Raw genomic sequence first — 26,230 nt, forward strand, 5'->3', positions numbered from 1 at the left:
AGAAGCAAGCTACGTAATTCATAATTAATAATATTTTTACTTAGTGTGGTTTGAAAGTTTTAAACCTATAGATAGACCTGCGATCGCCCAAAACTTGTGACAATAATGACGGCAAGCGTTATTTTTGAACAAGAATTAATATTTATGGGCTTTGGTATTGGTGATTTATTCTGGATTTTTCTCCTTTTGACTTCTTTGCAACCCCTTTGGCAAAAACGTCAGGTAGAATATCGGCGCTTACGTGCTTTACAACAATTTCAACAGGAACGTAAAAGTCGGGTAATTTTGCTGGTTCACCGCCAAGAGTCTATTAGCTTCTTAGGAATTCCTTTATCTCGCTACATTACTATCGAAGATTCAGAACAAATATTGCGAGCAATTCGCCTCACACCGCCAGATGTGCCGATTGACTTAATTTTGCACACTCCTGGTGGTTTGGTTTTGGCTACGGAACAAATCGCCAGAGCATTAATTCGCCACCAGGCAAAAGTTACAGTTTTTGTACCCCACTATGCCATGAGTGGCGGTACAATGCTTGCCCTCGCCTCTGATGAAATTATTATGGATGCTAACGCTGTTTTGGGGCCAGTTGATCCCCAATTGGGTAACTACCCCGCAGCGAGTATCTTGAAAGTAGTTGAAGACAAACCCATTGGTGAGATTGATGATCAAACTCTCATTATGGCCGATCTTTCACGCAAAGCAATACAGCAGGTACAGAGATTTGTAAGGACTTTGCTAAAAGACAGTATACCCAAACAAAAAGTTCTGCCAGAAAATATCGAGCCGATTATCGAAGCCTTGACAACCGGGCGTGTCACCCATGACTATCCGATAACTATAGAAGAAGCAACAGAAATGGGGCTGCCCGTAACTGTCGGACTGCCCCGTTCTATTTATGATCTTATGGATTTGTACCCACAGCCCCAAGGAGGCCGACCCAGCGTCCAGTACATTCCTATGCCTTACAATGACCCCCGCCCAATTCTACCTATGCCCAAGGGCAGACCCTTAGAAGAACCAAATCAGATGACTTGAGAGGTTTCGAGGTAGAAGTTTTTGGTAGGCACTAGGGTGTAACGCCGGGTGTTGGGGTAACTCCGGGTGTTGGGGTAACGCCGGGTGTTGGCGTAACTCCGGGTGTTGGGGTAACGCCGGGTGTTGGCGTAACTCCCGGTGTTGGGGTAACTCCGGGTGTTGGGGTAGCTCCGGGTGTTGGGGTAACTCCGGGTGTTGGGGTAACTCCGGGTGTTGGGGTAACTCCGGGTGTTGGGGTAGCTCCGGGTGTTGGGGTAACTCCGGGTGTTGGGGTAGCTCCGGGTGTTGGGGTAGCTCCGGGTGTTGGCGTAGTTCGCGGTGTTGGCGTAGTTCGCGGTGTTGATGTAGCTCCCGGTGTTGGTGTAGCTCCCGGTGTTGGCGTAGCTCCCGGTGTTGGTGTTGGCTGACTGAACACTGTCTTTGCTTCTTCATTCAGCTTTTGGCGGAGTGCTAAATTAGCAATACCAGTTTCTGACAACTGATATTTCTTCTGGTACTCCTTCACCACTGCTTCCGTGCGGGAATCATACAAATGATTGCGCGCAAGGGGAGGATTTGGTTTTACTACTGCATTTAAATTTGCTTCTAAAATTCGAACGATGTTAGCAGCAAAATCTTTGGTTTTTGGCCCTGCTATCCCATCAACTGGTTTTAGCTTATAACCAGTCTGAAATTCACGAATCGCCTTTCTAGTTGCTTCATCCGTCAAAGGGCTATTTGTTACCTTGACGTTATAGCCTAATCCTCGCAACACAGAACGAAATTGCTCTGGTGTATAGCTACTTTGAGGAGCTGCGAAACCTGTGTCTACACTTACCATGCTAGCAGTTATCAGGCAAGTAACAGCAAAGGTCGCGCTTGATTTTCTAAACCCACACCACATACTCAAAACTCCTTTGGGTTAAATCAGCAGGATTATAAACATTAACAGCTGCATTTTAAGTTTGTTTAATAACTTTTTTCGCTATTTTTTAATATTTTTTGAATAATTTATGATTTATTTTTTCAAGTTTTATTTGAACAACAAAAATCATTTTGTGTCATCCATCGAAAGGAGTATCTTGTATTAGCAATGTAGAGGTTATTATTTGAATCGAATACACCCCTTGAACACTAAATTACAGTAGTGCATATATTTGTCACCTGTGTCAACTTAGAGATAAGGTAATTACGGAATGTATAATATATGACGTAACATGAAAAATATAAAATCTTCTAAGCAGCGGAATCTTTGGTTTGAAAGAATTATGGCAATTACTGCCACCGTAAATTTAGGTTTAGTTTTGTTTAACTTAAGTTACGTACCTTGGCGAGATTCCTACTTACGAAAACTTCCTCAAATTATTCAGATTTATGACCCAATAAAAGGTATTGAACCTCATCGAGACACAAAAAATTATCTAGAAACAGTAAAGGCATTAGAAGAACAAGTCAGCCAAACAGGGTTACAGTCGCCTCAGGTAAATAGCAGACTAGAGGAAATAAGGCGTCTTAGCAACGAAATGGTTGACACTAACCCGTTTGCGGGAGTGAATAAGAGTGGGACTCTGGAAAAAATCAAAAATCGGATGCGATCGCACATCGGTAATGAATCTGCAAAACAGTCCTTTGCCACTTTTTGGAGTCAGCCATATCTATCAAAAAATGGCTGGGATCAACAAATTAGTTTTTTTAACGAGAGCATCCGCCCTCTGATTGCCTCTAACTACTTCCGCCAAATCGGTGAAAATGGCGAATTTGTTGATAATTTCTGGATTATTGACTTACCCTTTGTGATTTTATTTGGCTTAGAATTGCTAGGGCGTACTTTCTTTATCAGACGCCAACATCCTGGTTTTAGCTGGTTGGAAGCACTATTATGGCGTTGGTACGACCTATTTTTACTACTGCCATTTTGGCGGTGGCTGCGAATCTTACCTGTATTAATTCGCCTCGATCAAGTGCGGTTATTGAATCTGCATCCACTGCGAAAACAAATTAATCAGGGGATTGTCGCTAATTTTGCCGAAGAACTCACAGAAATTGTAGTGGTGAGAGTAATTAATCAGGTTCAGGGTTCAATACAGAAGGGTGAGTTAACGCGCTGGCTCTCGCAACAAGAAAATTTACGTCCCTACATAGATATTAATAATGTAAATGAAGTGGAAGCGATCGCAGGTCTTTTGGTAAAAACAATTGTCTACCAAGTGCTACCCGAAATCCAACCTGCAATCATTGCCATGTTGCGCCACAACATTGAAACCGTCTTCCATCAAGTACCCGTCTACCGCAACCTCCAAAACCTCCCTGGCGTGGGACAAGCCCAAACTCAGTTAAGCGAACAATTAGCTACTCAAATCACAACTAATCTTTACAAAACTTTAGTTAGCGCTGTTGAAGACCCTGTTGGTGCAAAACTCACCAGTCAACTTGTACAAAGCTTCAGCGATGCCTTGGGATCTGAAATAAAGGAAAAACACGTACTTTCAGAAATTCAAAGTTTACTTTTTGACTTCTTAGAGGAAATCAAACTTAACTACGTCCAACGTTTGTCCCAAGAAGACATAGACCAAATTATCGAGCAAACCAGGCAGTTACGAACACATATATCAGTTCCAGCAGTAGTGCAAAGATGAGAGAGCAGGGGGCAGGGGGAGCAGGGAGCAGGGGAGGCAAGGGAAACAGAGAGAATAACTATGCTCAATGCCCCATGCCCAATCCCCAATCCCCAATCACTATTGACTATCCAATAAATGCGCTAAACTCGAATTAGGCGAATCATTATTGGTTCGTCACAAGACTTCTTGGAAGATATACCTATCGCAGGAAGTGGGTCAGTGCCCACTTTTTTTATTGAATTTTCTCATGGCTCATCCTTTAGTTCCACAAATTATTGATTTGGCGACACCAGTGGCAGAAGAACTGGGATTGGAAGTGGTTGGCGTAGTTTTTCACACTAACCAAAGTCCACCAGTGTTGCGCGTAGACATTCGCAATCCTGAGCAAGACACCGGGTTAAATGATTGTGAGAGGATGAGCCGTGCTTTAGAAGCCTCCTTAGATGCTGCCCAAATCGTTCCAGATGCCTATGTCTTGGAAGTCTCTAGTCCTGGTATTTCGCGGCAGCTGGTAACAGACAGGGAGTTTATTTCCTTTAAAGGATTTCCTGTCATCATCTCCACTTCGCCACCCTACGACGGACAACAAGAGTGGATTGGTCAGTTGATTCGCCGTGATGAGACAGCACTTTACTTAAACCAAAAAGGTCGTGTAGTCGAAATTCCCCGTTCCCTAATTACTAAGGTGCAGCTAGACGAGCGCCGATAAACGAGTGATTAGAGGCTAGGGACTAGGGACTAGGGGCTAAGGGATTGGAGGAGCAGAGGAGCAGAGGAGCAGAGGAGCAGAGGGTAAGTTGCTGCAAGTCTTTTGCCTTTGCACCCAATACCCCATGCCCCATGCCCCATACCCAATGCCCAATGCTCAGTCCCCACTCCCTAATTTTTAAAGGAGATTGCTTATGTCAATGGTTACTTTACCTGGATTAAAAGAATTAATTGAAAGTATAAGTCATGAGCGGAATTTACCCCGTCTTGCAGTTCAATCAGCTATTAGAGAAGCACTACTTAAAGGCTACGAACGTTATCGTCGCGCCCAAAATTTAGAGCGCAAACAGTTTGACGAAGATTATTTTGAGAATTTTGAAGTAGAACTCGATATTGACGGAGAAGGATTTCGCGTTCTTTCTACCAAAACTATTGTCGAAGAAGTCAATAACACAGACCATCAGATTTCCCTAGAGGAAGTTCAACAAGTAGCTCCCGAAGCGCAGTTAGGGGACTCTGTGGTGCTGGATGTGACTCCCGATCAAGGAGAGTTTGGTCGGATGGCAGCGATGCAAACTAAGCAGGTATTGGCGCAAAAATTGCGGGATCAACAGCGCCAAATGGTGCAAGAAGAGTTCCAAGATTTAGAAGGAACTGTCCTGCAAGCAAGAGTCCTGCGGTTTGAGAGGCAGTCTGTGGTTCTGGCAGTTAGCAGTGGCTTTGGTCAGCCAGAAGTAGAAGCCGAATTACCGAAGCGGGAACAGCTGCCCAACGATAATTATCGGGCAAATGCCACCTTCAAGGTGTATCTCAAAAAAGTCTCCCAAGGTCAGCAACGAGGGCCACAGTTACTTGTGTCTCGCGCTGATGCTGGTTTGGTGGTTTATCTATTTGCCAACGAAGTCCCAGAAATTGAAGATGAAGTGGTACGGATAGTTGCCGTAGCTAGGGAGGCAAACCCCCCCTCCCGTTATGTCGGCCCCCGGACTAAAATAGCAGTAGATACCCTTGATCGCGATGTAGACCCAGTTGGCGCTTGTATCGGAGCCAGGGGATCGCGAATTCAAGTGGTAGTCAACGAATTACGCGGTGAAAAAATAGATGTAATTCGTTGGTCGCCAGATCCAGCAACATATATTGCCAATGCCTTAAGTCCAGCACGGGTGGATGAAGTACGCTTGATGGATCCAGAATCCCGGCAAACTCATGTACTCGTGGCTGAAGACCAACTTAGTTTAGCCATTGGGAAAGAAGGACAAAATGTCCGTTTGGCAGCCCGTCTGACTGGTTGGAAAATAGACATCAAAGACAAAGCTAAATACGACTATGCAGGAGAGGATGAGAAATTTGCGGCTGTAAGAGCAAAATATCAATCAGACGAAGATGAGCTTGAGTTTGAGGAAGAATTAGAAGATGAAAATCAGGAAGAATTAGAAGAGGAGGATACTTTTGATACTAGCGACGACGAGTAATTGATAAACCTTGTAAAGTTTTGATAATGTTGATTGTAGTCCGAGTCTCAAAGATTATTTTCTGAAAGATGCCTTGGTATAAGTAAAAAATAGTAATAAAAAACTTATTTTTACACCCAGAATGCTGGACTAAGATCACAGAGAACCGATGAAACCAAATTATCGGCGCTGCGTTAGTTGCCGGAAAGTAGGCTCAAAAGATGAGTTTTGGCGGATTGTCCGCGTCTTTCCATCGGGAAAGGTACAATTAGATCAGGGCATGGGGCGTTCTGCCTATATTTGTCCGCAAACGAGTTGCCTACAAGCAGCTCAAAAAAAAAATCGACTAGGGCGATCGCTACATGCATCAGTGCCAGAAACACTGTACCAAAGCTTGTCGCAACGTCTAGCCCGCACCAATACCCAAAACCAAATTTAGTTGGAACAACTTCGTGACGTCATCATCAAAGGAATAGTGCGAAAGCCGAAGTCGCGCTTTCATGACACCCTCTGTTGATCGTTAAGGTTAGTGCCAAAATAGTAAATGGGTGTAAAAGGCTTCGGCTCTCCAAATAATTAAGAGGGGCGAGGCAAGATTCCCAGAACAAGATGTAATCGATTGTGTTGTGGAAGGCTCAGAATCACCAAAACAAGAAACTACAAAATGGCAACCTGGTAGCGCTTAGGCGCAGTTCGGCGTCAGGGGTTCCTATAAAAATCTTTTATTTAAAAAATTTTTATGGGTGTCCCTCAACCATCATTCCTGGTGGGGATGCCATTATTAAACCGAAACATCTCTCTTTCCTGATTGGAGGCACCGGCAAAAACTGAACGGCAGTCTAAAAACAGTAATCCAAGGATGGAGATGTCGCAAACCAGGCAACCATCCGCTAAAACTGTAAATTAAAGGGGAAGAGTGGATGAACAACGGCAAAGTTAGAATCTATGAATTATCAAAGGAATTGAATTTGGATAACAAAGAGCTACTAGCAATTTGCGACCAGCTCAGCATCTCGGTCAAAAGTCATAGCAGCACGATTTCAGAATCCGAGGCAGAAAACATCCGTACGGCTGCGGAAAAACTCGCAGCGACGAATGTCTCCGCCAAAAAGGAACTACGTACAACCAACCATAAGCCAAACTCACCGCCAAACGGCGGATCTGCCCGACCTGCTGCACCCCACAAACAGCAAATTTTGGAAATACGCAAACCCAAAATATTGAGAAATACTACCCCCAACGCCCCAGAGGCGTCAGTTGCTACCAATACCCAAGCTGCCTTGTCTGAAGCTAATCCTCCCTCTCCACCACGGCCTTTCGCTACACCAGTCTCACCCATGAAGCCGGCAGCACCAACTCGACCTGTGCCCCGGACTCAATCTGAGACTCAAGAGCAACCTCCTGTTCCTCCTGTTACGGACTTGGAACAAACGCCAAATCCAAATCAGGCGTCGGAAAAAACAGCATCCCAAAAACCAGAAAAAATAGTTCCACCCAGACCGAAAGCGGAAAAACCGATCAAACCGCAATTAGCTGCCCCACCGCCAAGACCTGCGGCGGAAGAAGCCCCGGTGGCAGAAGAGCAAGTATCTCAGGCAGACAAACCGATCCTCAAGCGCGACCAACGGCAACGGCCCGTCGAAGGCGATCGCGAACAAATTAAGCCAAGAGTTGCTAAACTACCAACTGACCAATCTCCACAATCTGCGCCACAAAGACAGGCTCGACCTACCCCTGCACCCACTAGACCAGAGCAGAGGGGCAATAGACCATCTCCACCATCACAGTTAGGAGAAGGGCAAAGACCCAGACCAGCACGCCCTGGTGAAGCTGTAGCCGCCGCAATGCCGATCGCTACTCCACCCAGACAGATGTCAGGAATAGCGGGCAAATCTCAAGGATTGGGTGATGAGCCAGTCGTCACACCTGATCTCCTCGATTTGAAACGCCCAAGTCCCCCTCGCCCCACCAAAGGTGGCAAAAAGTGGGTAGAAGAGGAAATAATTGACGAAGTTAAAGAGAAGGCTAAAGCCGGCGTCAAAGGTAAGCGGATCAAGCCGATACTGGATGATGAGTTTGAAGAAGATTTACTGGATGATGACGATAGCGACTCACCAGCCACCGTCCAAGTCAGCCTTTCCATTGCCCGTCCTCCCAAGCCAAAAGCTACTCGACCTGTGCAGATGCCAGGGGCAACCCTTGCTAGCGCCCCAACTGCTAGAGGAAGTAGAAAACCTGGTTCTAAATCTGGTTCTAGCCGTGACCATCACAATAATCGTCGCCAACAACAAGAAGCCGATACAAAGCGTGACCGTCCCGAAAAGGTCACGATCACTGGCCCCTTGACTGTGCAAGAACTGTCTGACGTTTTAGCCGTTCCCGATACAGAGATTGTAAAAATCCTGTTCCTCAAAGGCATGGCGGTGAGTATCACCCAAAATCTGGATATTCCCACAATTACCCTGGTAGGAAAAGAACTAGAAATAGAAGTCGAAACCGTCGAGCGAGAAGCAGAAGCTCGGAAAATTACAGAAATGGTCGGCGCAGAAGACTTAGAATATCTCCACCGCCGTCCGCCAGTCGTGACAATTATGGGTCACGTAGACCACGGGAAAACAACCCTGCTCGACTCAATTCGCAAAACAAAAGTGGCTGCTGGCGAAGCTGGTGGTATCACTCAACACATCGGTGCATACCATGTGGATGTGGAACATGAGGGCAAACCACAGCAGATAGTCTTCCTAGATACTCCTGGCCACGAAGCTTTTACAGCGATGCGGGCTAGAGGAGCGCGGGTAACAGACATTGCCGTATTAGTAGTAGCTGCTGATGATGGTGTCCGTCCTCAAACCATTGAAGCCGTTAGCCACGCCCAAGCAGCCGGAGTGCCAATTGTTGTTGCAATCAACAAAATTGACAAAGAAGGGGCACAACCAGAACGGGTTAAACAAGAACTTACCCAGTATGGTCTGACCGCAGAAGATTGGGGTGGTGAGACAATCATGGTTCCCGTGAGCGCCATCAGAGGTGAAAACCTGGATACGCTCTTAGAGATGATTCTGCTGGTAGCAGAGGTTGCAGAACTATCCGCCAACCCAGATCGTACCGCCAAAGGAACTGTAATTGAAGCACATCTCGATAAAGCCAAGGGAGCAGTTGCTACCTTGCTAATTCAGAATGGCACCCTGCATGTGGGAGATATCTTGGTAGCTGGCTCGGCTTTCGGTAAAGTCCGGGCGATGGTAGATGACAGAGGTAAGAGAGTAGATATTGCTTCTCCTTCCTTTGCTGTTGAGGTACTAGGTTTAAGTGCTGTGCCAGCAGCAGGCGACGAGTTCGAGGTCTTCGAGAACGAAAAAGAAGCCAGAGCGCTCGCTAGCGAGCGCGCCGATAGACAACGCCTATCCCGCCTGTTACAAGGTCGTGTTACCCTTACAACCCTGTCGGCTCAAGCACAAGAAGGCGAGTTGAAAGAACTCAACTTGATCTTGAAGGGAGACGTACAAGGTTCTGTAGAAGCCATTGTGGGAGCGCTCAAGGAAATCCCACAAAACGAAGTCCAAATTCGGATGCTGTTGGCTACTGCTGGAGAAATTACCGAGACAGATATCGATTTAGCAGCTGCCAGTAACGCTGTAATTATTGGCTTCAACACCACCTTTGCCAGTGGCGCTAGACAAGCCGCCGATGAAGCGGGTGTAGATGTCCGAGAATACAACGTGATCTACAAACTCCTAGAAGATATCCAAGATGCCTTGGAAGGTCTTTTGGAACCAGAGTTGGTCGAAGAACCCTTGGGCCAAACCGAAGTCCGTGCCGTCTTCCCAGTCGGTCGCGGTGCTGTTGCCGGTTGCTATGTTCAATCTGGCAAGCTAATTCGCAACTGCAAAGTCAGGGTGCGACGTGGCGGTAAGGTGATCTTTGAAGGCGTTCTTGACTCCCTAAAACGGATGAAAGAAGATACTCGCGAAGTCAACGCTGGTTATGAATGCGGTGTCGGCATAGATAAATTCAATGATTGGGTTGAAGGTGACATCATCGAATCCTATCAGATGGTTACGAAGCGCCGCACTCTCACCTTAACGAGATAGTGTTGAGGGTAAAATGGTTAGAAGTTAGGAGTAATAAATTAGGAGTTAGGAGTTAAAGACTGCTAATTTGTAACTCCTAATAACTCTTAACTTATAACTTTTTATTATGCATTCATTTCGCTCTGAACCTATTTTGTGGATTCATGTCGCTGGATTGGCGACGTTGCCTATTTTTTTACTGCTCTGCTTATTGTTTTTGTCTGTAGGCGAGCCATTTTTGCCAGTCTGGATGGAGCTATGTTTAGTTGCCGCCATTGGCATTCTTCCTCTACTATGGATGCAATTGCGTCGTCCTTTTTATATATTTGCTCTTTTAGGAATAGCCCTAAAGCCAGAAAATCTGACTGAACGGCAGCGAAAAATTCTCTGTTTAACTAATACAAAGTTAAATCGTATCCTGGCATTAGTGGCAGCAGTACTATCACTTTGGGTACTGTGGCATCTCTACCAAATTGCCCCATTAGTAGCAAATTCAGCTAAATTTCTTCCACAATGGCGCAGCGTTGCACTAGTGCTTGCGGGGTTAGCCTTTTTGGGCAGCAATCTATTTTTACAAGTACCTGTGAGTGTAATGCGAGTTTTAGTGACTAATGACACAGAATTCGCTGGCATAGAGCCATTATCTTTAGAAAAGATTAAGCAAGATTTCACGATTTTAGGTGTGCGAGTTAATCAAATCGTGCCCCGGTTATTAGAATCTTTGTTTAGGATTAATACAGATTCGTAGTAGCCCATAAAGTATATTATTTCACTTTAAAGGGCTAGAGAGGAGAGTAGGGGGAGGTGAGGGAGCAGGAGAGGCAGGGGAGGCAGGGGGAGGGAAAATAATTAATACCCAATGCCCCATGCCCAATGCCCAATGCCCCATGGCCCATGCCCAATTACCGTTGAAGTTAAAACAAAGGAATGAGGAACTATGGCTCAAATTCCAGCTTCTAGCGATCGCCAATTTTCTGCTGATACTGAAATTTGGTATAGTCTCAAATGTGCGATATCCACTAGTTCCGGTTTTCAACGCTGGCAACTAGAACGCGATGCTCAATTACACGGAATTCGCTTGGAACAGCAGGTACAACGGTATTTAAGAGAAACTTTAGAAACTTTAGCTTACTAAAAATTAAGTAAATCTTGTACGCTTGTTTGCAAGCGACGGAGTTGACGGTATGCACTTTCCAAGCGTTTGCCATCAACTTCCACTTCGTTAGTGGGATAATTTTCAATAATTTCGATTACTGACACCTGCCCGTCTTGACTCGCAGAAAGTACCAAAGCGGCCCGCAAAGCCTGCCTGTCTGCTCTGCGAGACGGTGTATAAATAACTTGACTAATTTGATCCAAAATAATATTACCGATAGAGCTATTTAGTACTCTATCTAAAAATAGAAGGTTTACCTTTACTGGCTCCGTTAAATACTGACGAATAACTTTGGGATCTTGTCGCGCCAAAGCAAAATTAACTCGTAGTGAACGTGAAAGTTCACCTGTTTGGGCAAAGGTGGATAGCTCTTCTACAGAAAGCGATTCACGGAAAATACCATAGTTTAGCACTACTCGTTCCGCAGCAAAGGCAGGAGTGGATAAAAGTAGAAGATAGGTACTACTTAGTAAAACTAAGGCGCGACGCAGCCCTAAAAATTTAAAACGCATTTCTCCTGATTTCCAATAGCTTTGCTTTTACTGTGATGATATTCCAGTAATATTATTTACAGCATCTAGCTTTAGGTAATACAAAAAAATAAATTATTCAATAGTTGTAGTAAAGGCAGGATGAGCGCTTAGATAAAGTAGCGAGAGACTTGTCGATAGCCATCGCCTCATGCGGAAAGTCCCTAGTACAGCTTTAGCTTGGTGAAAATCCAGATGCCATCTCAATTAACAAGACTTAGTATAAAAACTCCTTGTTAAAGCTAGGCACACTTCGGCTACAGTGTACTAGTAGAATTTTCTGAATAAAAAAATATAACTAATGTATAAGTTCTGTGATCTATCTAAGGAATTTAGCTGGATCATTGCTAATCATCCAGTATAGTTTTGCATGGGTTTTACAGCAGCTACAAGGCTGCTTGCTACCTTCAACCTTATTCGACCATAATTCATCACATCACAGACGGAAAAAATGAAATACCGGGGTTTTCACATTGCTCTAGCGAAAAATTTTCGCCTTTTTTCTAGCAGTCATCTCAGTTATACTTTACGCCTGGGAGCCGGACTAACAGCTTTGTTAGTCGTTTCTAGTGGGTCAATATTACTACCTGGTGAGGTTAATGCTGGTGCTAGTCACCCAGAAGGTATCGCCCCAACTCTCACAGCGCAAGTTCCAACAACAGCCGCAACGATTTACGTTAATCCACAAACTGGTGTAGATAGTGCTGGTGCTGGTACTACCTCAACTGCACCCTACAAAAGCATCAGTTTCGCTCTTAGTCAAGCCCAACCAGGTGCGGTTATTCAGTTAGCACCTGGGAACTATAACCAAGAAAGTGGCGAAACCTTCCCGTTGTTGCTGAAACCAGGGGTAACACTGCGGGGTGATGAAGCTACTAAAGGTCAGGGGATATTGATTACAGGTGGAGGTTTTTACACTAGTCGTACCTTTGCAAGACAAGACATTACCATGCTTGCCGATCGAGATACCACGATCGCAGGTGTCACTGTCACCAACCCAAATAGCCGGGGTACGGGGGTGTGGGTGGAGTCAACTAATCCGATTATCAAAAACAATACTTTTACTAACAGTGTCAGAGAGGGTGTTTTTGTCACGGGTACAGGCAATCCCACAGTTGAAGGTAATCTCTTTGTGCAAAACAAAGGCAACGGGATTTCAATTGCTAGAACTGCCCAAGGAGAAATTCGGAATAACTTATTTCAAGATACTGGTTTTGGTTTAGCAATCGGTGGTACTTCCACACCTCTAATTGTGGAGAATCAAATCATCCAAAACCAAGACGGTCTTTATATCTCCGAATCAGCAAAGCCCGTACTGCGTAAGAATGTTATTCAGAACAATAAGCGGGATGGAATAATAGCAACTGTCAATGCTCTACCCGATCTTGGCACTAATGAAAATCCTGGTGGAAATCTTATTCGCAATAACACTCGTTATGATGTGAACAACGCCACAAAAACCAGTCAAATCCTCGCTGTTGGCAACGATATTGATCAGAAAAAGATTTTCGGCTCAGTAAATTTCGTTGCTGCAACTGTTGACGTACCGCCTGGAGGGCCTGTCGCCTTTAAGGATGTGCCAGCAAATTATTGGGCAAAAGCTTACATCGAAGCTTTAGCTTCTCAAAATATTATTGCTGGTTTTCCTGATGGCAGCTTTAAACCAAATGATCCTGTAACCCGCGCTCAATTCGCCACTATTGTCACTAAAGCCCTAACACCAGCAACTAAACGTGCAGCCATTAAATTTAAGGATGTACCAAGTAATTTCTGGGCTAACGCTGCAATTCAATCTGCTTACCAGAGTGAATTTGTTTCTGGTTATCCTGATGGCACTTTTAAGCCACAACAGGAAATTCCCAGAGTGCAGGCGTTAGTCGCTTTAGCTAATGGTTTGGGCTTAACAGCGAGTAATCAGAATGTCCTTTCCTTTTACACCGATGCTGCCCAAATTCCTAATTATGCGATCGCTCCTGTTGCTGCGGCAACTGCACGGCAACTAGTGGTCAACTATCCCACAGCGAAGCAACTCAATCCTAATCGTGAAGCGACTAGAGCCGAAGTTGCTGCCTTTGTTTATCAAGCACTTGTCAATGCTGGACGTGCCCAACCAATTCCTTCATCCTATTTGGTAACAGTTCAGTAAATGCCTAGTACCTCTGCGCGTAATTCGTAATTCGTAATTCGTAATTCGTAATTCGTAATTCGCAAGGATTCTAGATACCTTAAAAGGGTGGTTTATTTCCGCCGTGCTGTACTAGTTAGCAAATTGAAGCGCCAGACTAACAAATTATCAGTCTGGCGCTTTCAATATTGTGAGTTTTATTAATTTTAGGGTTTTTGAAATATAAAATTTGGGGTCTTTAAATATAGCTGACCCCATTTGAATGTAATTGGTTTTATGGTCAGGGTCTTTATATGGGCTGACCCCGTTTCAACGATTTCTAGTTTCTCAGAAATTTTTGCTTTTTGAGATTTCCTAATAATTTTTTTATTTTTTCTCTTTTGATATTTTCATCTTCATCAAAGCCTTAATAAATGTGAAGAATATAAAGATATATAAAAAGAAAGTAATAAAAAAATAACCACTAAAATTTCTCCCTTCAGGAATTAGAATTTTTACCCGATTGGGTGCTTCGTTACCGACGCTGTTCCCAGCGCCAGAGGAAGACCATTAGGGCAACGATTCCTAATTGGAGAGCTAAACTTGGTATTGCACTCTCAAGATTGCGTCCGGCAAGCACTTGGAAGAAAAAGACAAATGCGCCAATTGAGCCAGAAGCAGCGAAAGCAATGTAAATAAATTGTCTGAAGCCGCGATAAGGAGCGGCAATTTCTGCTTTGAGGCTGGCGTATTGTTCAGGGTTAAGGCGATTTTTGCGATTTTGATCTACCATGATTAAATCATGTTATACTCTTAGATTGTGTACGCCGATGTGGCTCAGTGGTAGAGCAGCTGATTCGTAATCAGCAGGCCGTGGGTTCAAATCCCATCATCGGCTTTGATGAAAGTATTGCTCAATAGTCAAGTTTGACACAAATCATGTACAGTGACTAATTATTTGTCGTTGTGACAAATTATTGTCATCAAATCTAGATTATGACTGATGATGGTGATTATGTGACAGTGCCAGGAATTCAGGTATTTACTACTAATTCGGGAGCGTAGGCGTTGGCATAGCCTCTCGTAGAAAAGCCCGTCGCAGACATCGCCGCAGCTAAAAATCAAAGCAAACTTGAGCTTCCAGGCAACTTTCGTGATGTAGCAAAGACACCCAGATTTTTATATGGCGATCGCATCCTCGATATAACAAAATGTTGGCGACAAAAAGATCCCCGACTTTTCTAAAAAGTCGGGGATCTGATTTCTTGTTTAAGTAGGTGTGGATTATTATTGCAGCAGAGGAGTTGTGCCATTACCGTTAGTTGACGCATTCGCAATTGCAGCTTGAGTAGGTTGAGTAGTAAGAACCGCTACAACTGGAGTAACCTTTGAACTATGTTGTTTACTTCGTCTTCGATTAGAGCCGCCAGCTTTGGAATACTCCATACTGTTTCTGCCGTAGACAGTTGCAACTCCACTTAGCATTCGTTCAGACATTTCGGATAGAGCTTTTCCCGCAATTCTAGATGCTGCTTGATATAATGTAATCGCTGATATTAAAACTATTTAAATTATTACTTTATTCTTCTAAGTTCATAGTCAAATTTATGAGCCGAGCTAATAATAACAAACATGAGAATTATGAAATTCTTAATTTAATTGGATATGGTTTAGCTAAATTTGATATGGATTTTGTTAGAGAATTTAGTTTTAAAACTAAGCAAGAGTTTTTTCTTTATCTTGTAAACACTGGTATTGCTAAAACTGTAGGGACAATAAAAAATAGACAAGATTTATTTGATCCTTTTTTTGATAATGCAAGAAAAGGATGGTGGCAAAAGGGAAATACATATATTCATCGGAAAATACTAATTGATTCCCTTTTTGGTTCAGAAAATTATAAATCTTATGCAAATATTATCAAACTCTACTTACATAAAAAAATCAGTAGTATAGACACTATAAATGCGAAACCTATAAGCCCTATTTTAAAGAGCAAATTTAAGCAACTACAAGATACTGGGAAAGCAGCAGAACTGTTTTTTATACAAAATTATCAAAGTATCCACGAATTTAAAGATGGTTTTTTAGAAGATGCCCGAACGTTTGGAGATGGCTACGATTTTCAAGTAGATGTTTTCCAAAAAGCATTTTTAGCTGAAATAAAAGGTATTAAATCTAATTATGGTAGTGTAAGATTAACAAATAATGAATTTTGGAAGGCGCAGGAATATAAAAATGATTATGCTCTTGTCGTCGTAAGTAGTTTGGAAGATGTTCCAAAGTTTAGTATTATTTTTGATCCTGTAAGCAAAATGAATTTTACAAGAAACATTATATTACAAAGACAAATAACTTTTAATTCTAAATCTTTTACTTGGTAATCTAAGTATTATTCATTATATATTGTGGCGATGTCTACGACGGGCTACGCCTACGCACATTTTCGACAACCAGAAAAATTTACGCTGTTTTGGGTTGATATGCGTAGTTTACCGCCGTAGGCATCGCTCCTCTAAATAAAAACCTTTAAATATTACTCAAACTCAGTTTCGCAAAAAGCTTTTAACAAATTAATACAATTAGCGATCGCTCCTAAATGAGCAATTTCATATCCATGTGTATTTTGTGTGGGAAATGCCAAACAAGCAGCACGCCCAATATGCCCAAATTTCATCGCAATTGAAGCATCGCTACCAAACCCACTCAGAGTTGTTAACTGCACTGGCATATTGAGTTGCTTGGCACTATAGCGCAGTTGTCCATTTAACCCCTCATCATATATCCCATAAGCATCTTGAGATAAAAGTACAGGACTTTCCCCATCTTTAACAGGATATTCCTCAGATAATGGACAAATTTCTAAAGCAATCAAGGCATCCAAACGCTGATTTTGGGTGAAAAATAGCGCCCCAATTGCTCCCACTTCTTCTTTTGCTGAAGCCACCAGATAAACATCAACAACTGGCTGTTTCAGGTTCTCAGCCAAAGCGAGCAAAATCGCCACAGAGGCTTTGTTATCCAAAGTGTAACCAGCAATATGATCCTTTAACCGAATTGGACGCTTGCGATGCTTGCCGATTACCATTCTAGTTCCAGGTCGAATGCCAGCTGCTTCTAATTCAGCCGTAGTGAGCTTCGTTTCAATCCAGGCATTTTCCCACTTAACAGTGGTATCTTCCTGCTGCACTTTCTGGGGCGATTCATGGGAAACATGGCGGGAACCAAAGCTGAGAATACCGTTAATGGTTTCGTTATCTCCGAGTAAATCGACAACGCCTTCGCCATAAACCCACGGGAAAGAACCGCCGAGTTTGCGGACTTCCACACGACCTTCATCAGCGATATTCTTGACAATTGCGCCAATTTCGTCTTTATGTGCGGTGATAGCAATCGCTCTGTCTGAGCTTTTCCCTGGAATCTTGGCAATAATATTATCGGCGCGATCGCACCATACTTCTACACCCAGTGCTGCAAATCGTTGCATCAACAACTGGTTAATCTCAGCTTCTACACCACTAGGAGAATGGTGCATGATTAATTCTTCAATAATTTCAAATAAGCGATCGTAATCCCACATCAATACAGTTAGTTTAATTTTCAACCGTTATATGAGACTATTGTGCATCAACAACCCGATCGGCTAATACAAGTGCTGACCTTTTTTGTTGACGCTTCAGCACTCCTACCGCACCAAATGCACCAACCGCTAAAATCCCCAAGTTTATTGCAGGTTCAGGGACAGACTTAGCCTCAATCGCTGCTAGGGCAGTATCTGCTATCACCTTATGAGCAGCAGTAGTTGGATGGAAATCGTCCCAGAAGAGAAACTTGTTGTTACCTGGGTCACATATATCTAGTCTAGATAGACAAGACTCGGTTACATTCGTAAAACCTAATGCACTTGTCTGATTAAATAAAGAAAAAGTATCAATAGGGATGATATTGAGATTTGGGTTTTGACTCAAAGCAGTAACAGTTTGTACTAAACCCAAGTTAAACTCACTAGTCGATTTACTAAGGGTTGCAGGGTTGCGATCGTCAATTGTAGCTGCTGGTATCTGTCCCAAATCTGACAAGTTAAACACCAAAATATTTTTCGCGCCGATTCCTACTAGAGTATTCAACGCCAGAGATATATTATTGATTGGCGTGGTAGAGTCTTCGGGGTTAGGAAAAAGAAAATCATTTGCACCTCCCCACAATGTGTAAAGTGCATCTGGGTTAGCAGTTTGGTTATTTGCTTGCAGAGTTCCAGCAAAACCAAGGACTTGTTGGAGTACTCCTGGTAAATTTGGATCGGGAACAAGAGCATTACCTAAACCAGAGCTAGCACCACCGAAAGCAAAGTTTATCCCTTGTGTAGAAGGTGTGGAAGGAATAGTACTTAATAAAGTAGGCTTTAACCCTAGCTGATCTCCAAGATAATCTATCCAGAGTGGCCCATCGGAAAAACGTCCTTCAAAGTAAGGTGGGCTTTGAGGGAACGTTCCTCCAGTAGCATTATATATATTGCCTGTATCGGAAAGACTATCGCCAAATACATAAAGCTGATCAAAATCAAAACTCGCAGCTGAGGCTTTGGTTGGCAACATGAAAGATAAGAGAACAAATCCTGCTGCTACAGCTTGTTTTTTCATATTTTTTTACCCATGATATTTTTTAATTTGTTTAAAAGTGTAATGAAAGGGCGATAGTCTGACGACTTATCTAGGACTTACGCAAAACTACAGGCGGTAGGGGCAATACCCTGCGGGAAGCCGCTGACGCTCCTTCTCTGCGAGACGCTACGCGAACGTCGCTACCGCTTCGCTAATGCGTCTACATGAATTGCCCCTACGTGACTTACTTCAAAACTAAGTACGCCTATTGAGTTAGATTACGCGTTTTACTTAACTATGCACCAAAAATTCATTAAACACGGGTAAAAACGCTGAAAATACTTAGATTTACATTTTATTTATAAAAAATAGTTATTTCAAAAAGAAATGGCAAATTTACCACCTTTTAGAAGGTAATTGCTCACTTTTATGATACCGATAGACTAACCGCCTTTTAATTTCAAAGCCTCAGTAGCCGACACACCCTCACCCTGACTGCCAAAATACCACAAAGCTGTAGCAGCCTCAGCACGAGTTACTGGTTTTTTGGGTTGAAACAAAGTCGTATAACCAAACACCCGCCGAATATTCGATTGTTCGCCATTTTGGTAATCAGCCAACACTGCTCTTAAAGCCTTGGGGTCAATTCGCGCTGCATCTTGGAAACCCCAGGTTTGTTTGACCGCATCTAAGTTAGCAGAGGGTAAAGCTTGGCGAGTATCTAGAGGTAATTTCCACAGCAGCAACTGTTCCCGCGTTAAGGGTGCATCAGGACGAAACAAAACTACTGTAGAATCTCCAGACAAAGGACTGGGAATTAACCCAGCTTCGGCTAATCCCTGAATTGCTGGAAAATCAGGGTCTTTTGCAGATACATCACTAAAAACTGGTTGAGTAGTTTCTGATGCCAAGCGAATTTGTTTAGCTGGATTGCTGGCATACATAGCATTGTTAGCAGCAATTAGCCAACGAGCATATTCCCGATGTGTAACGATTTTACCGGGTTCAAACTGGTTAGTTGTGGTAGTATTGCTCTTGGTTGCCTCTGGTTCTATAGATAAAACACCTAATGCAGCCAAGTCTTGGATATATTGCCGCCATTCTTGGGGTGCCTTATTCAGATCGTTGAATTCCTGAGATTCGGCTGTGGCTGTAGAAGTTGTTTGGTTATTAGCCGTACTTGGTGGCTGTGCTGCCAAATTTGTAGGTTGTACCGGGCCAATGAATTGTGAATCTCCTGGTTGAGGAACAGCGTTAGTATTTTCGTTAGGATTTATAGTTTGGGTAGATTGTGCCGTTGTAGTATTATTCGGTACGTAGTCAATCAGTAATTCAGTGGCTGTTTGGGGTTGATTGGGGGTAGTGTTAGTAACTGCTTTAGGCTGAATGGAAACCTTCAACAGCAAATTGTTGCGACGTGCCTCAAACACGCCTCCTGAATCATCTCTTGGCTGTTGCAAAATCTGCCAGTTATTTGTTTGAAACTGGCTACTATAAAAGCTAGCAATAAAGTTGCTGGGGTCAGAACTCAACCAACGAGTTGAGATTCTGTTTTCTGAGCCACTAGCAGGTGTAACTTCCTGTAGTTTGGCATTGGAATATAGAGGTATATCTTTGGGAAAATCAGCTGGTAACTGAAGTGTAGATTCGTTCTGCTGTGCTTGCGGTTGGTTACCCTGAGACTCTCCAAAGACAACTGGATTGCTTTGCAGTTTAGGATCTGCCGCCAAAGATTCTTCAAGGTTTTTGGTGATTGGACTGTTAGCACAGGCTGCTAACGAAGTCAGTAGAACAGCCCAAATTAGAAATACAGATGGACGTTTACAGGGAAGCACAGGATATCACAAATTGAGTTTCAATTTCTACCCTAGCGCAGACTGTTCATTAAATGAGCATGGGGCATTAGGCATTAGGAATGGAATATTGGGTAAAAACCCATTTATTTCTGCTCCTCTGCCTCTCTAGCTTATTAATAAGCTGTTACGTATTTAACTTGAACATTTATATGAAGACTGATGACCAATGACTGTTGACTGATAACCGTTAACCGTCAACAGTTAACGACCGTAAATCTTTATACAAGGCACGCATCAGCTTATCACCAAAAGACACTACCGACTCACAACGTCCTCTTAGTAAATGTCTTTGTTGGTAAAAATGATAATATCTCTAAAAATGAGTAAACGGTAGCAAAAGCTACCGTATTGTCTTCGTTTTACAGCCATTAGGTTTTGATAATTCCCATGCTTATTTATAGAGTTCCCTAAAATTCTGGCAAACTAACATTTTTGAAAAAAAAACATAAATAAACGTGAAATACCTGCTAGATAAGAGTTTTATGATTTGGATGCTCTAAGCAAGTACTTGACCAATCCAAAAATGATCGCTAAAGGGAGGCCACCAAATAAGAGTGTAGGTACTAAAAGCTTTATCTCCTTCCAAATGCATTAGGTTGGTGCGATGCCTACGCCAACCAACTGAAGTGATAGACTAGAATTAAAGCCCCCCTTAGCCTCACCCAAAGAGGGGAATAGATAAAGTTCGCTAACGCTAGCTTAAAATCGATTCTGGAAATTATTCATCTGACGATGGTAAGCTGAATAAGGCAATAGGTACAAAATGCCAATATTAGGCAATTTCAGGAACTTAGCGTAAGTTTGTGGTTCTTGGGGGTCGGGGTCATAGGCAAAGCAGTCAAGTGTCACAGCAGTTTTCCTAGTATCTCTAAATTGATTTTCTAGGGAAAGTGCTACTTGGACTGTAGTCAAGAGTTTCTTGGCAGCCTCGAAAACAGTGAGTGCTGACTCTAAAAATGCGTAGTTTACCGCCGTAGGCATCGCCTCTAGGTTATCCAAAGTTTTATCTTTGGCAATCCGTCTCCTGTTCTTCTGGGATAGGTAAGGATTATTTTAGGAAGGCTGGATAAGAGGGTGTGCTTCGCAAGTTATAGAGGCAGTACTATAGTTATCTGTAACTGTTTTCCCAATTTTAGTAATGATTGGGTAGAGGCAAAAAAGACACTTCATCGGATGCACTGGCGGTTGAGAAAGCCCTCTACAAACTTGGTCTGAACAGTTAACAGCTTCCTGATAGATTAGATACAATTAGCATCTGCGTTTGCTTGGGTAATCGCTTGTTCAAAGCAAGTACTCTAATTGACATAGTTTTAAACCTTTCACCTGCTAGCTCTGACGAAAATTTTTGATTCAGGGTAAATTAAGACTTATATTCAAGGAAAAGGGCGTTTCTTGGAGATGAAGTTAACCAAAACGCGGCAAAAGGCTGAAAAAGATATGTCTATGTCAAAAACGCAGAACTGATAGGAGTATTAAGTATCTAAAATAGATATTAAATTGAAGAAAAACAACGACCATTGACAACCGTCAGTCTATTTTACTTTCTGTAAAGCGTCGCCGGGTTGTTACCAGTGCTGAAACACGATTACATGCAAGTTTCCCAGGATCAGCCTATTTATTCTGAGGCTCCACTCCAGCTGTTACTGTTTGTCGATGGACGCCCAAAGTCCCGGCAACAAGTGCAGCGAATCCGTGCTTACTTAAAAGAATTGCAGGCTGAGTATAGTTTTGAACTTCAAACTATCGATGTTGGACAACAACCTTACTTAGCAGAACACTTTAAATTGATAGCAACGCCAGCTTTAATCAAAATCCATCCGGAACCACGACAGGTTCTGGCCGGGAGTAATATAATAGCGCAATTGAAAAATTGGTGGCCTCGCTGGCAAACTGCTGTAGACGCTTACTTAAAAGTGCAGGAAGACTTACAAGAACGTATAGACGACAATACTAGGGTGATGTTACCCAAATCCACTATTCGTTCAGTTGCTGTTTCTGCGGAATTAATCCGACTCTCAGACGAAATTTTTCGTTTGAAGCAAGAAAAAGATAACCTCCAAGAGCAGCTACAGTTTAAAGACCGGGTGATTTCTATGCTGGCGCACGATCTTCGCAATCCGCTAACTGCTGCTGCGATCGCGATCGAAACTCTCCAGTCTAACTACAATTCAGACACAGGAGAATTCCAGCGCCTTAAGCCATCGATGACGGCGCATTTATTAAAACAAGCCCGCAATCAAACTAAGGTTATTAATCGGATGATTGCTGATCTTTTAGAGGTAGGTCGTGGCAAAGATACAGAGTTTCCCATTTTACCACAAAAAGTACAACTAGGTAAACTTTTCTTAGATGTACTAGAAGAATTGTGCGATCGCTACACCGCCAAATCTCAAGAGGTAGAAATAGATATTCCTAGTGATTTGCCCTATGTATATGCTGACCCAGAACGCATCCGTCAAGTGCTAGTGAATCTGTTGGATAATGCCATCAAATATACCCCAGAAGGTGGCAAGATTAGTGTTGCCGGATTGCACCGTACTACCCAAAAAGTTCAGTTTAGTATTGGTGATACTGGGCCTGGTATTCCTGTAGAGAATCGCGATCGCATTTTTGAAAACCACTTCCGCCTGCAACGGGATGAAGGTACAGCAGGTTACGGGATTGGTCTTTCTTTATGCCAACGGATTATCCTGGCACATTATGGTCAAATTTGGGTAGACTCTGCCCCCAATAATGGAGCATGGTTTCACTTCACACTACCAGTTTATCCTTTTTAGGGATTGGTCAGCCCCTTTGGGGAAGTCAAAAATTTACCAAGCCCATAAATTTATTTGCTCTGAGTCAACTGACGTAGTATTTCTTGCACTACGTGTCTTGAAATACATTTTTTTATTTTCCATAAATAAATTTACTTGCTCTGTACTTTTTTATTTTTGGTCATTCACAAATGACAAATGACAAATGACAATTAAAAACTTGAGACAAAGCGATCGCGCCCCCCGGCCTTAGCTCGGTAAAGTGCTTTATCTGCCTGGACAATCAAATCTGAAGGTGAGGATTCCCAAGTGGGCACAACAGTAGCCACGCCCATACTTAGGGTGATATGCTGACTCACCGCAGACCCATCGTGAACAATTTGCAAATCTTTTATTCCCTCTTGTATCGCTGCGGCAACATGAACTGCTCCAGATGCAGGCGTGTATGGCATAATCACAGCAAATTCTTCTCCACCATAACGCGCTACTAAATCCTGATGTTTTTGCGCCTTGAGGCTTAATACACCACCCACCTTTTGTAAACAGACATCTCCAGCAGGATGACCATATTTATCGTTATAAAACTTAAAATAATCGATATCACACAAAATCATTGACAAAGGAGATTCCTCTTGTGCCAGATTAATCCACTGAGTATTGAGGTAATCGTCAAAACGGCGACGATTAGCCAACTCAGTTAAGCCATCTACATTGGCAAGATGCTGCAAAGCTTGGTTTGCCGCCTCTAATTGTTTGTATACTTGCACTTGCTGTAGTAGTCGGCGTAACCTCTGGCGCAAGACAGGCCAGTGAATTGGCTTAGTCACATAATCAGTTGCCCCTGCGTCAAAAGCACGGTCTACGGATTCTTCATCATCCAAGCACGTGATCATCAATATGGGAGTGCGCTCCCATATCTTAGAAATCACAGTATTATTAAGTGTCGAGTCAGTATCAAAGGTTGCAAGGGCTGAGATTAAATTATTCCTGGCAATCTGAAGCAAGTGCTTACAGCAGGTAAAACCATCCATTACAGGCATTACAGCATCTAGCAAAACTATATCCGGTTTGATAGCCTCGTAAGCATCTAAACATTGCTTACCATCACTGACCTCGACCACTCGGTAACCCTCTTGTTCCATAGCTTTACGCAACAACACGCGGATGGTTTTGTCATCATCAGCCACTAGAATCAGTGGTGGTTGCTTAGATACAGAAAATGAGCTTATGCCTGACATGAGCTGCCTTCCACTTGCGGGATTATCCTGAAAAAGGGTGTGCAACTCAATTGCATGGGAGCGATCGCTGTTTTCATCAATGCCAGGATTTGTGGCAAAGGTGTGTCTAGCTTCACAATCAACTGTTTTTTGGCAATAGACTGCTCAATGTTAGTGAGCCAAGCAAGCGGTAGATAACTAAGTTGCATAGACAATCTATAATTGGAACACGAAGGCAATTGTTACCTTTCTGTTCGGCTGTGGTTATGGGAGGAAATGTTACTTTTATATTTCCCCATTGCTAAAGTCAAATTGAAATTTTTTTGAGAATTGCAAATGCACATCTTAATTATTTAGTTCTGTAGTCAGTTTAGAAACCTAAAGATACAGGTTAAAATGATCGCCAAGTTATGCTTCAAAGATATTTAAGGCAAAATACAAGTATCCTTGACTTAAATTTATTTAGTTATTTGGTAAGTGCTGCGGAGGTTGAGTATAATTATATAAGATTGAGATTAAACTTGGAGCAAAGCTTTATTTATCAATAAGTTCACGTCAAAAAACGAAGTAAAAGTTTTATTAAATTTTATTCAGTATAGTTTAATAAATTAAAAAATAGATTATTTTTTAGCTAAATTTAAATGAAGATATACTATAATAAAATTAATATTTTAAACAATTAAGTCTTAAATTTCTTTCCATACAGCACATCAAACGACAGTCTTGTTAGCTACACTAACAATCAGAAGTTATTACAAAAAAATTAAACCTTATTTACACCCACTAAATCTTTAAAATGCCAGACTCATTAATGTATCAGCAAGATCATTTTGTTGTTCTAGAACCAAATCAATCAGAGCAATTTCTGACACAATCAGAGTTATTAGAAAAGCTCAAAATAACTCTCCAACAACTCATAATTGAAGATTTACCGCCTGACTTGCAAAACTTTAATACTGCGGAAGCTCAAGCACAATACTTACTCGATACAAGTTGCAAATTAGATATTGCTCCAGGGCAATATTTGCAGTGGTATGCAGTTCGTTTAGAAAAATGACTTGTTTCATAAGTGGTTAAAAGGAAAATAAGTTAAGGAAGAAGCAGGGGAGCAGGGCAAAAGTTTTATACTTAAAAGCTTTATCATTATCAACATCTTATAAACTTCTGTTTTGTTTCTATCAGGTCTGAGAATAAATTCCGATACTAATAGCTTCTATTGCTTTTAAAAAGTGAAAATTTCATTCCTACCTTAGTGTATAGAAGCTATTAGTCCAGAACTTAAGTTATGGGCGAGATGTTTGTTAACATTACACTTTAACTGTTACAAAAATGTGGATAACGACAAGCCATCAACGCATGGAGCTTAGACAACCATAATTTCTCTTCTTGACTATTGACTACTGACTAATGACTGTTGTGGAGCATGGATCAGCGCTAACTCAATTGTATTTTCAGATGGCTGGGTTATTTCAACCTCTAATCCAGGGCCAAAATAGTTGGTCATTTTTTCCTGCTTTTTTTGCCACACATCAATCGGTATTAGGGGTGAATCAAATTCTAAAATTAGGGCATAGTTGCCATTGACTTCTGTTTCTCGCAAGCCTATTACTGTTGGCCGTTCCTGGTCTGAGGGACTCAAACCCAGAAAAGAAAGTGTTGTATCTAGATGAGCATCTTGGCCATAACGATATCGGGTAATGTCTTTGCGAATTTTATTTTGAGTATCAGTTGCTTGCTGTTCCCGCAATATCAAGGCTGACGGTGACGTAGTTTGGCTAAAGGGTACTGGCTTGAGTTCATTAGCTTTTAGCGCCAACCCTCCCAACAATAGAGGAATCCCGTAAAAAAATCCGACAAGATTGAGTGTGGCATTATTATCAGCATAGGCGACGAAGCCTATGATGGTTAATATGCCACCAATAGTTAAACCGAGTGTTCCCAAAGAGATTTTGCGTAGCATGAGCTTAAATTAATATAAATTCTGAATACCTCAGTTTTATTATCATCGGCTATGAATAACAATTTAGGGAAGAACATCGTCTCTAGTCATTAGTATTCAAACAACTCAAAATTTCCAGAAACAAGAGGTTCTGTCTTCCTTACCCAGAACTGCGGTAGATGCAGGAACGCGGAAAGTTCCTCAGCC

Annotated in this window: 23 protein-coding genes and 1 tRNA gene; 13 read left to right on the plus strand and 11 right to left on the minus strand. The window is 42.4% G+C overall.

Annotated features, from left to right (window positions below; translation table 11 throughout):
* The first annotated feature begins 144 nt into the window (after window positions 1-144).
* A complete protein-coding gene (locus tag H6G96_RS10650) occupies window positions 145-1,038 on the plus strand; it encodes a hypothetical protein (protein WP_190911572.1) in 894 nt (297 codons plus the stop codon).
* Between the two features lie 31 nt (window positions 1,039-1,069).
* On the opposite strand, the gene H6G96_RS10655 is transcribed toward H6G96_RS10650, so the two are convergent.
* Window positions 1,070-1,858, minus strand: coding sequence for a peptidoglycan-binding protein (locus H6G96_RS10655; protein ID WP_347242211.1), 789 nt, complete (start codon window positions 1,856-1,858; stop codon window positions 1,070-1,072).
* A gap of 376 nt (window positions 1,859-2,234) precedes the next feature.
* On the opposite strand from H6G96_RS10655, the gene H6G96_RS10660 reads away from it, so the two are divergent.
* The 7 genes from H6G96_RS10660 to H6G96_RS10690 all read left to right on the plus strand — a co-directional run bounded on the left by H6G96_RS10660 (window position 2,235) and on the right by H6G96_RS10690 (window position 10,999).
* Complete coding sequence (locus tag H6G96_RS10660) at window positions 2,235-3,653, plus strand: hypothetical protein (RefSeq protein ID WP_190911421.1); 1,419 nt, start codon at window positions 2,235-2,237, stop codon at window positions 3,651-3,653.
* 229 nt (window positions 3,654-3,882) lie between these two features.
* On the plus strand, window positions 3,883-4,344 hold the full coding sequence (gene rimP, locus H6G96_RS10665) for a ribosome maturation factor RimP (protein WP_190911422.1): 462 nt from the start codon (window positions 3,883-3,885) through the stop codon (window positions 4,342-4,344).
* Window positions 4,345-4,537: 193 nt separating this feature from the next.
* A complete protein-coding gene (gene nusA, locus H6G96_RS10670; protein WP_190911423.1) occupies window positions 4,538-5,815 on the plus strand; it encodes a transcription termination factor NusA in 1,278 nt (425 codons plus the stop codon).
* Between the two features lie 148 nt (window positions 5,816-5,963).
* On the plus strand, window positions 5,964-6,233 hold the full coding sequence (locus tag H6G96_RS10675) for a YlxR family protein (protein WP_190731269.1): 270 nt from the start codon (window positions 5,964-5,966) through the stop codon (window positions 6,231-6,233).
* A 481-nt stretch (window positions 6,234-6,714) separates the two neighbouring features.
* Window positions 6,715-9,885 carry a translation initiation factor IF-2 gene (gene infB, locus H6G96_RS10680; RefSeq protein WP_190911424.1) on the plus strand — a complete coding sequence of 1,057 codons (3,171 nt, stop codon included), beginning with the start codon at window positions 6,715-6,717 and terminating at the stop codon, window positions 9,883-9,885.
* Window positions 9,886-9,991: 106 nt separating this feature from the next.
* A complete protein-coding gene (locus tag H6G96_RS10685; RefSeq protein ID WP_190911425.1) occupies window positions 9,992-10,612 on the plus strand; it encodes a low-complexity tail membrane protein in 621 nt (206 codons plus the stop codon).
* Window positions 10,613-10,801: 189 nt separating this feature from the next.
* The gene (locus H6G96_RS10690; RefSeq protein WP_012412012.1) at window positions 10,802-10,999 is read left to right on the plus strand and encodes a hypothetical protein; all 198 of its coding nucleotides are present in this window, start codon (window positions 10,802-10,804) and stop codon (window positions 10,997-10,999) included.
* Here the strand turns inward: H6G96_RS10690 and H6G96_RS10695 are convergent.
* Window positions 10,996-11,532 carry an alpha/beta hydrolase gene (locus tag H6G96_RS10695; protein WP_190911426.1) on the minus strand — a complete coding sequence of 179 codons (537 nt, stop codon included), beginning with the start codon at window positions 11,530-11,532 and terminating at the stop codon, window positions 10,996-10,998. The genes H6G96_RS10690 and H6G96_RS10695 overlap by 4 nt on opposite strands.
* A 469-nt stretch (window positions 11,533-12,001) precedes the next feature.
* Between H6G96_RS10695 and H6G96_RS10700 the strand changes: the two genes are divergently transcribed.
* Window positions 12,002-13,696 (plus strand): DUF1565 domain-containing protein, encoded by a 1,695-nt coding sequence (locus tag H6G96_RS10700; RefSeq protein ID WP_190911427.1) that lies wholly within the window; start codon window positions 12,002-12,004, stop codon window positions 13,694-13,696.
* A 493-nt stretch (window positions 13,697-14,189) separates the two neighbouring features.
* On the opposite strand, the gene H6G96_RS10705 is transcribed toward H6G96_RS10700, so the two are convergent.
* Window positions 14,190-14,447, minus strand: coding sequence for a DUF3493 domain-containing protein (locus H6G96_RS10705; RefSeq protein ID WP_190911428.1), 258 nt, complete (start codon window positions 14,445-14,447; stop codon window positions 14,190-14,192).
* 33 nt (window positions 14,448-14,480) lie between these two features.
* Between H6G96_RS10705 and H6G96_RS10710 the strand changes: the two genes are divergently transcribed.
* A tRNA-Thr gene (locus tag H6G96_RS10710) sits at window positions 14,481-14,552 on the plus strand.
* 389 nt (window positions 14,553-14,941) lie between these two features.
* On the opposite strand, the gene H6G96_RS10715 is transcribed toward H6G96_RS10710, so the two are convergent.
* Window positions 14,942-15,151 (minus strand): hypothetical protein, encoded by a 210-nt coding sequence (locus H6G96_RS10715; protein ID WP_242063236.1) that lies wholly within the window; start codon window positions 15,149-15,151, stop codon window positions 14,942-14,944.
* 110 nt (window positions 15,152-15,261) lie between these two features.
* Between H6G96_RS10715 and H6G96_RS10720 the strand changes: the two genes are divergently transcribed.
* On the plus strand, window positions 15,262-16,038 hold the full coding sequence (locus tag H6G96_RS10720) for a DUF3883 domain-containing protein (protein ID WP_190911429.1): 777 nt from the start codon (window positions 15,262-15,264) through the stop codon (window positions 16,036-16,038).
* Window positions 16,039-16,190: 152 nt separating this feature from the next.
* On the opposite strand, the gene H6G96_RS10725 is transcribed toward H6G96_RS10720, so the two are convergent.
* The 4 genes from H6G96_RS10725 to H6G96_RS10740 all read right to left on the minus strand — a co-directional run bounded on the left by H6G96_RS10725 (window position 16,191) and on the right by H6G96_RS10740 (window position 21,110).
* Entirely contained in the window at window positions 16,191-17,234 is a 1,044-nt protein-coding gene (locus H6G96_RS10725) for a M42 family peptidase (RefSeq protein ID WP_190911573.1), read from the minus strand.
* A 37-nt stretch (window positions 17,235-17,271) separates the two neighbouring features.
* A complete protein-coding gene (locus tag H6G96_RS10730) occupies window positions 17,272-18,294 on the minus strand; it encodes an SGNH/GDSL hydrolase family protein (protein ID WP_190911430.1) in 1,023 nt (340 codons plus the stop codon).
* Window positions 18,295-18,698: 404 nt separating this feature from the next.
* Complete coding sequence (locus H6G96_RS10735) at window positions 18,699-20,090, minus strand: S-layer homology domain-containing protein (protein WP_190911431.1); 1,392 nt, start codon at window positions 20,088-20,090, stop codon at window positions 18,699-18,701.
* Window positions 20,091-20,810: 720 nt separating this feature from the next.
* Window positions 20,811-21,110 carry a hypothetical protein gene (locus H6G96_RS10740; RefSeq protein WP_190911432.1) on the minus strand — a complete coding sequence of 100 codons (300 nt, stop codon included), beginning with the start codon at window positions 21,108-21,110 and terminating at the stop codon, window positions 20,811-20,813.
* 572 nt (window positions 21,111-21,682) lie between these two features.
* On the opposite strand from H6G96_RS10740, the gene H6G96_RS10745 reads away from it, so the two are divergent.
* Window positions 21,683-22,888, plus strand: coding sequence for a histidine kinase (locus H6G96_RS10745; protein WP_190911433.1), 1,206 nt, complete (start codon window positions 21,683-21,685; stop codon window positions 22,886-22,888).
* Between the two features lie 191 nt (window positions 22,889-23,079).
* Here H6G96_RS10745 and H6G96_RS10750 read toward each other — a convergent pair whose 3' ends face one another.
* Window positions 23,080-24,105, minus strand: coding sequence for a PleD family two-component system response regulator (locus tag H6G96_RS10750; RefSeq protein WP_190911434.1), 1,026 nt, complete (start codon window positions 24,103-24,105; stop codon window positions 23,080-23,082).
* The gene (locus H6G96_RS10755) at window positions 24,093-24,293 is read right to left on the minus strand and encodes a hypothetical protein (protein WP_190911435.1); all 201 of its coding nucleotides are present in this window, start codon (window positions 24,291-24,293) and stop codon (window positions 24,093-24,095) included. The genes H6G96_RS10750 and H6G96_RS10755 overlap by 13 nt, the downstream gene beginning before the upstream one ends.
* Window positions 24,294-24,880: 587 nt before the next feature.
* On the opposite strand from H6G96_RS10755, the gene H6G96_RS10760 reads away from it, so the two are divergent.
* Window positions 24,881-25,141, plus strand: coding sequence for a chlororespiratory reduction protein 7 (locus H6G96_RS10760; protein WP_190911436.1), 261 nt, complete (start codon window positions 24,881-24,883; stop codon window positions 25,139-25,141).
* A gap of 333 nt (window positions 25,142-25,474) precedes the next feature.
* Here H6G96_RS10760 and H6G96_RS10765 read toward each other — a convergent pair whose 3' ends face one another.
* The gene (locus H6G96_RS10765) at window positions 25,475-26,044 is read right to left on the minus strand and encodes a DUF2854 domain-containing protein (protein WP_190911437.1); all 570 of its coding nucleotides are present in this window, start codon (window positions 26,042-26,044) and stop codon (window positions 25,475-25,477) included.
* Window positions 26,045-26,230: the final 186 nt, after the last annotated feature.

The organism is Nostoc sp. FACHB-892, assembly GCF_014698795.1.
GTDB lineage: Bacteria > Cyanobacteriota > Cyanobacteriia > Cyanobacteriales > Nostocaceae > Nostoc.

What these genes read in the sequence shown, in the direction of transcription:
- H6G96_RS10650 (WP_190911572.1), top strand. Translation starts at nt 145, where the DNA reads ATGGGCTTTGGTATTGGTGATTTATTCTGGATTTTTCTCCTTTTGACT.
- H6G96_RS10655 (WP_347242211.1), bottom strand. Translation starts at nt 1,858, where the DNA reads ATGGTAAGTGTAGACACAGGTTTCGCAGCTCCTCAAAGTAGCTATACA.
- H6G96_RS10660 (WP_190911421.1), top strand. Translation starts at nt 2,235, where the DNA reads ATGAAAAATATAAAATCTTCTAAGCAGCGGAATCTTTGGTTTGAAAGA.
- rimP (WP_190911422.1), top strand. Translation starts at nt 3,883, where the DNA reads ATGGCTCATCCTTTAGTTCCACAAATTATTGATTTGGCGACACCAGTG.
- nusA (WP_190911423.1), top strand. Translation starts at nt 4,538, where the DNA reads ATGTCAATGGTTACTTTACCTGGATTAAAAGAATTAATTGAAAGTATA.
- H6G96_RS10675 (WP_190731269.1), top strand. Translation starts at nt 5,964, where the DNA reads ATGAAACCAAATTATCGGCGCTGCGTTAGTTGCCGGAAAGTAGGCTCA.
- infB (WP_190911424.1), top strand. Translation starts at nt 6,715, where the DNA reads ATGAACAACGGCAAAGTTAGAATCTATGAATTATCAAAGGAATTGAAT.
- H6G96_RS10685 (WP_190911425.1), top strand. Translation starts at nt 9,992, where the DNA reads ATGCATTCATTTCGCTCTGAACCTATTTTGTGGATTCATGTCGCTGGA.
- H6G96_RS10690 (WP_012412012.1), top strand. Translation starts at nt 10,802, where the DNA reads ATGGCTCAAATTCCAGCTTCTAGCGATCGCCAATTTTCTGCTGATACT.
- H6G96_RS10695 (WP_190911426.1), bottom strand. Translation starts at nt 11,532, where the DNA reads ATGCGTTTTAAATTTTTAGGGCTGCGTCGCGCCTTAGTTTTACTAAGT.
- H6G96_RS10700 (WP_190911427.1), top strand. Translation starts at nt 12,002, where the DNA reads ATGAAATACCGGGGTTTTCACATTGCTCTAGCGAAAAATTTTCGCCTT.
- H6G96_RS10705 (WP_190911428.1), bottom strand. Translation starts at nt 14,447, where the DNA reads ATGGTAGATCAAAATCGCAAAAATCGCCTTAACCCTGAACAATACGCC.
- H6G96_RS10715 (WP_242063236.1), bottom strand. Translation starts at nt 15,151, where the DNA reads ATGTCTGAACGAATGCTAAGTGGAGTTGCAACTGTCTACGGCAGAAAC.
- H6G96_RS10720 (WP_190911429.1), top strand. Translation starts at nt 15,262, where the DNA reads ATGAGCCGAGCTAATAATAACAAACATGAGAATTATGAAATTCTTAAT.
- H6G96_RS10725 (WP_190911573.1), bottom strand. Translation starts at nt 17,234, where the DNA reads ATGTGGGATTACGATCGCTTATTTGAAATTATTGAAGAATTAATCATG.
- H6G96_RS10730 (WP_190911430.1), bottom strand. Translation starts at nt 18,294, where the DNA reads ATGAAAAAACAAGCTGTAGCAGCAGGATTTGTTCTCTTATCTTTCATG.
- H6G96_RS10750 (WP_190911434.1), bottom strand. Translation starts at nt 24,105, where the DNA reads ATGTCAGGCATAAGCTCATTTTCTGTATCTAAGCAACCACCACTGATT.
- H6G96_RS10755 (WP_190911435.1), bottom strand. Translation starts at nt 24,293, where the DNA reads ATGCAACTTAGTTATCTACCGCTTGCTTGGCTCACTAACATTGAGCAG.
- H6G96_RS10760 (WP_190911436.1), top strand. Translation starts at nt 24,881, where the DNA reads ATGCCAGACTCATTAATGTATCAGCAAGATCATTTTGTTGTTCTAGAA.
- H6G96_RS10765 (WP_190911437.1), bottom strand. Translation starts at nt 26,044, where the DNA reads ATGCTACGCAAAATCTCTTTGGGAACACTCGGTTTAACTATTGGTGGC.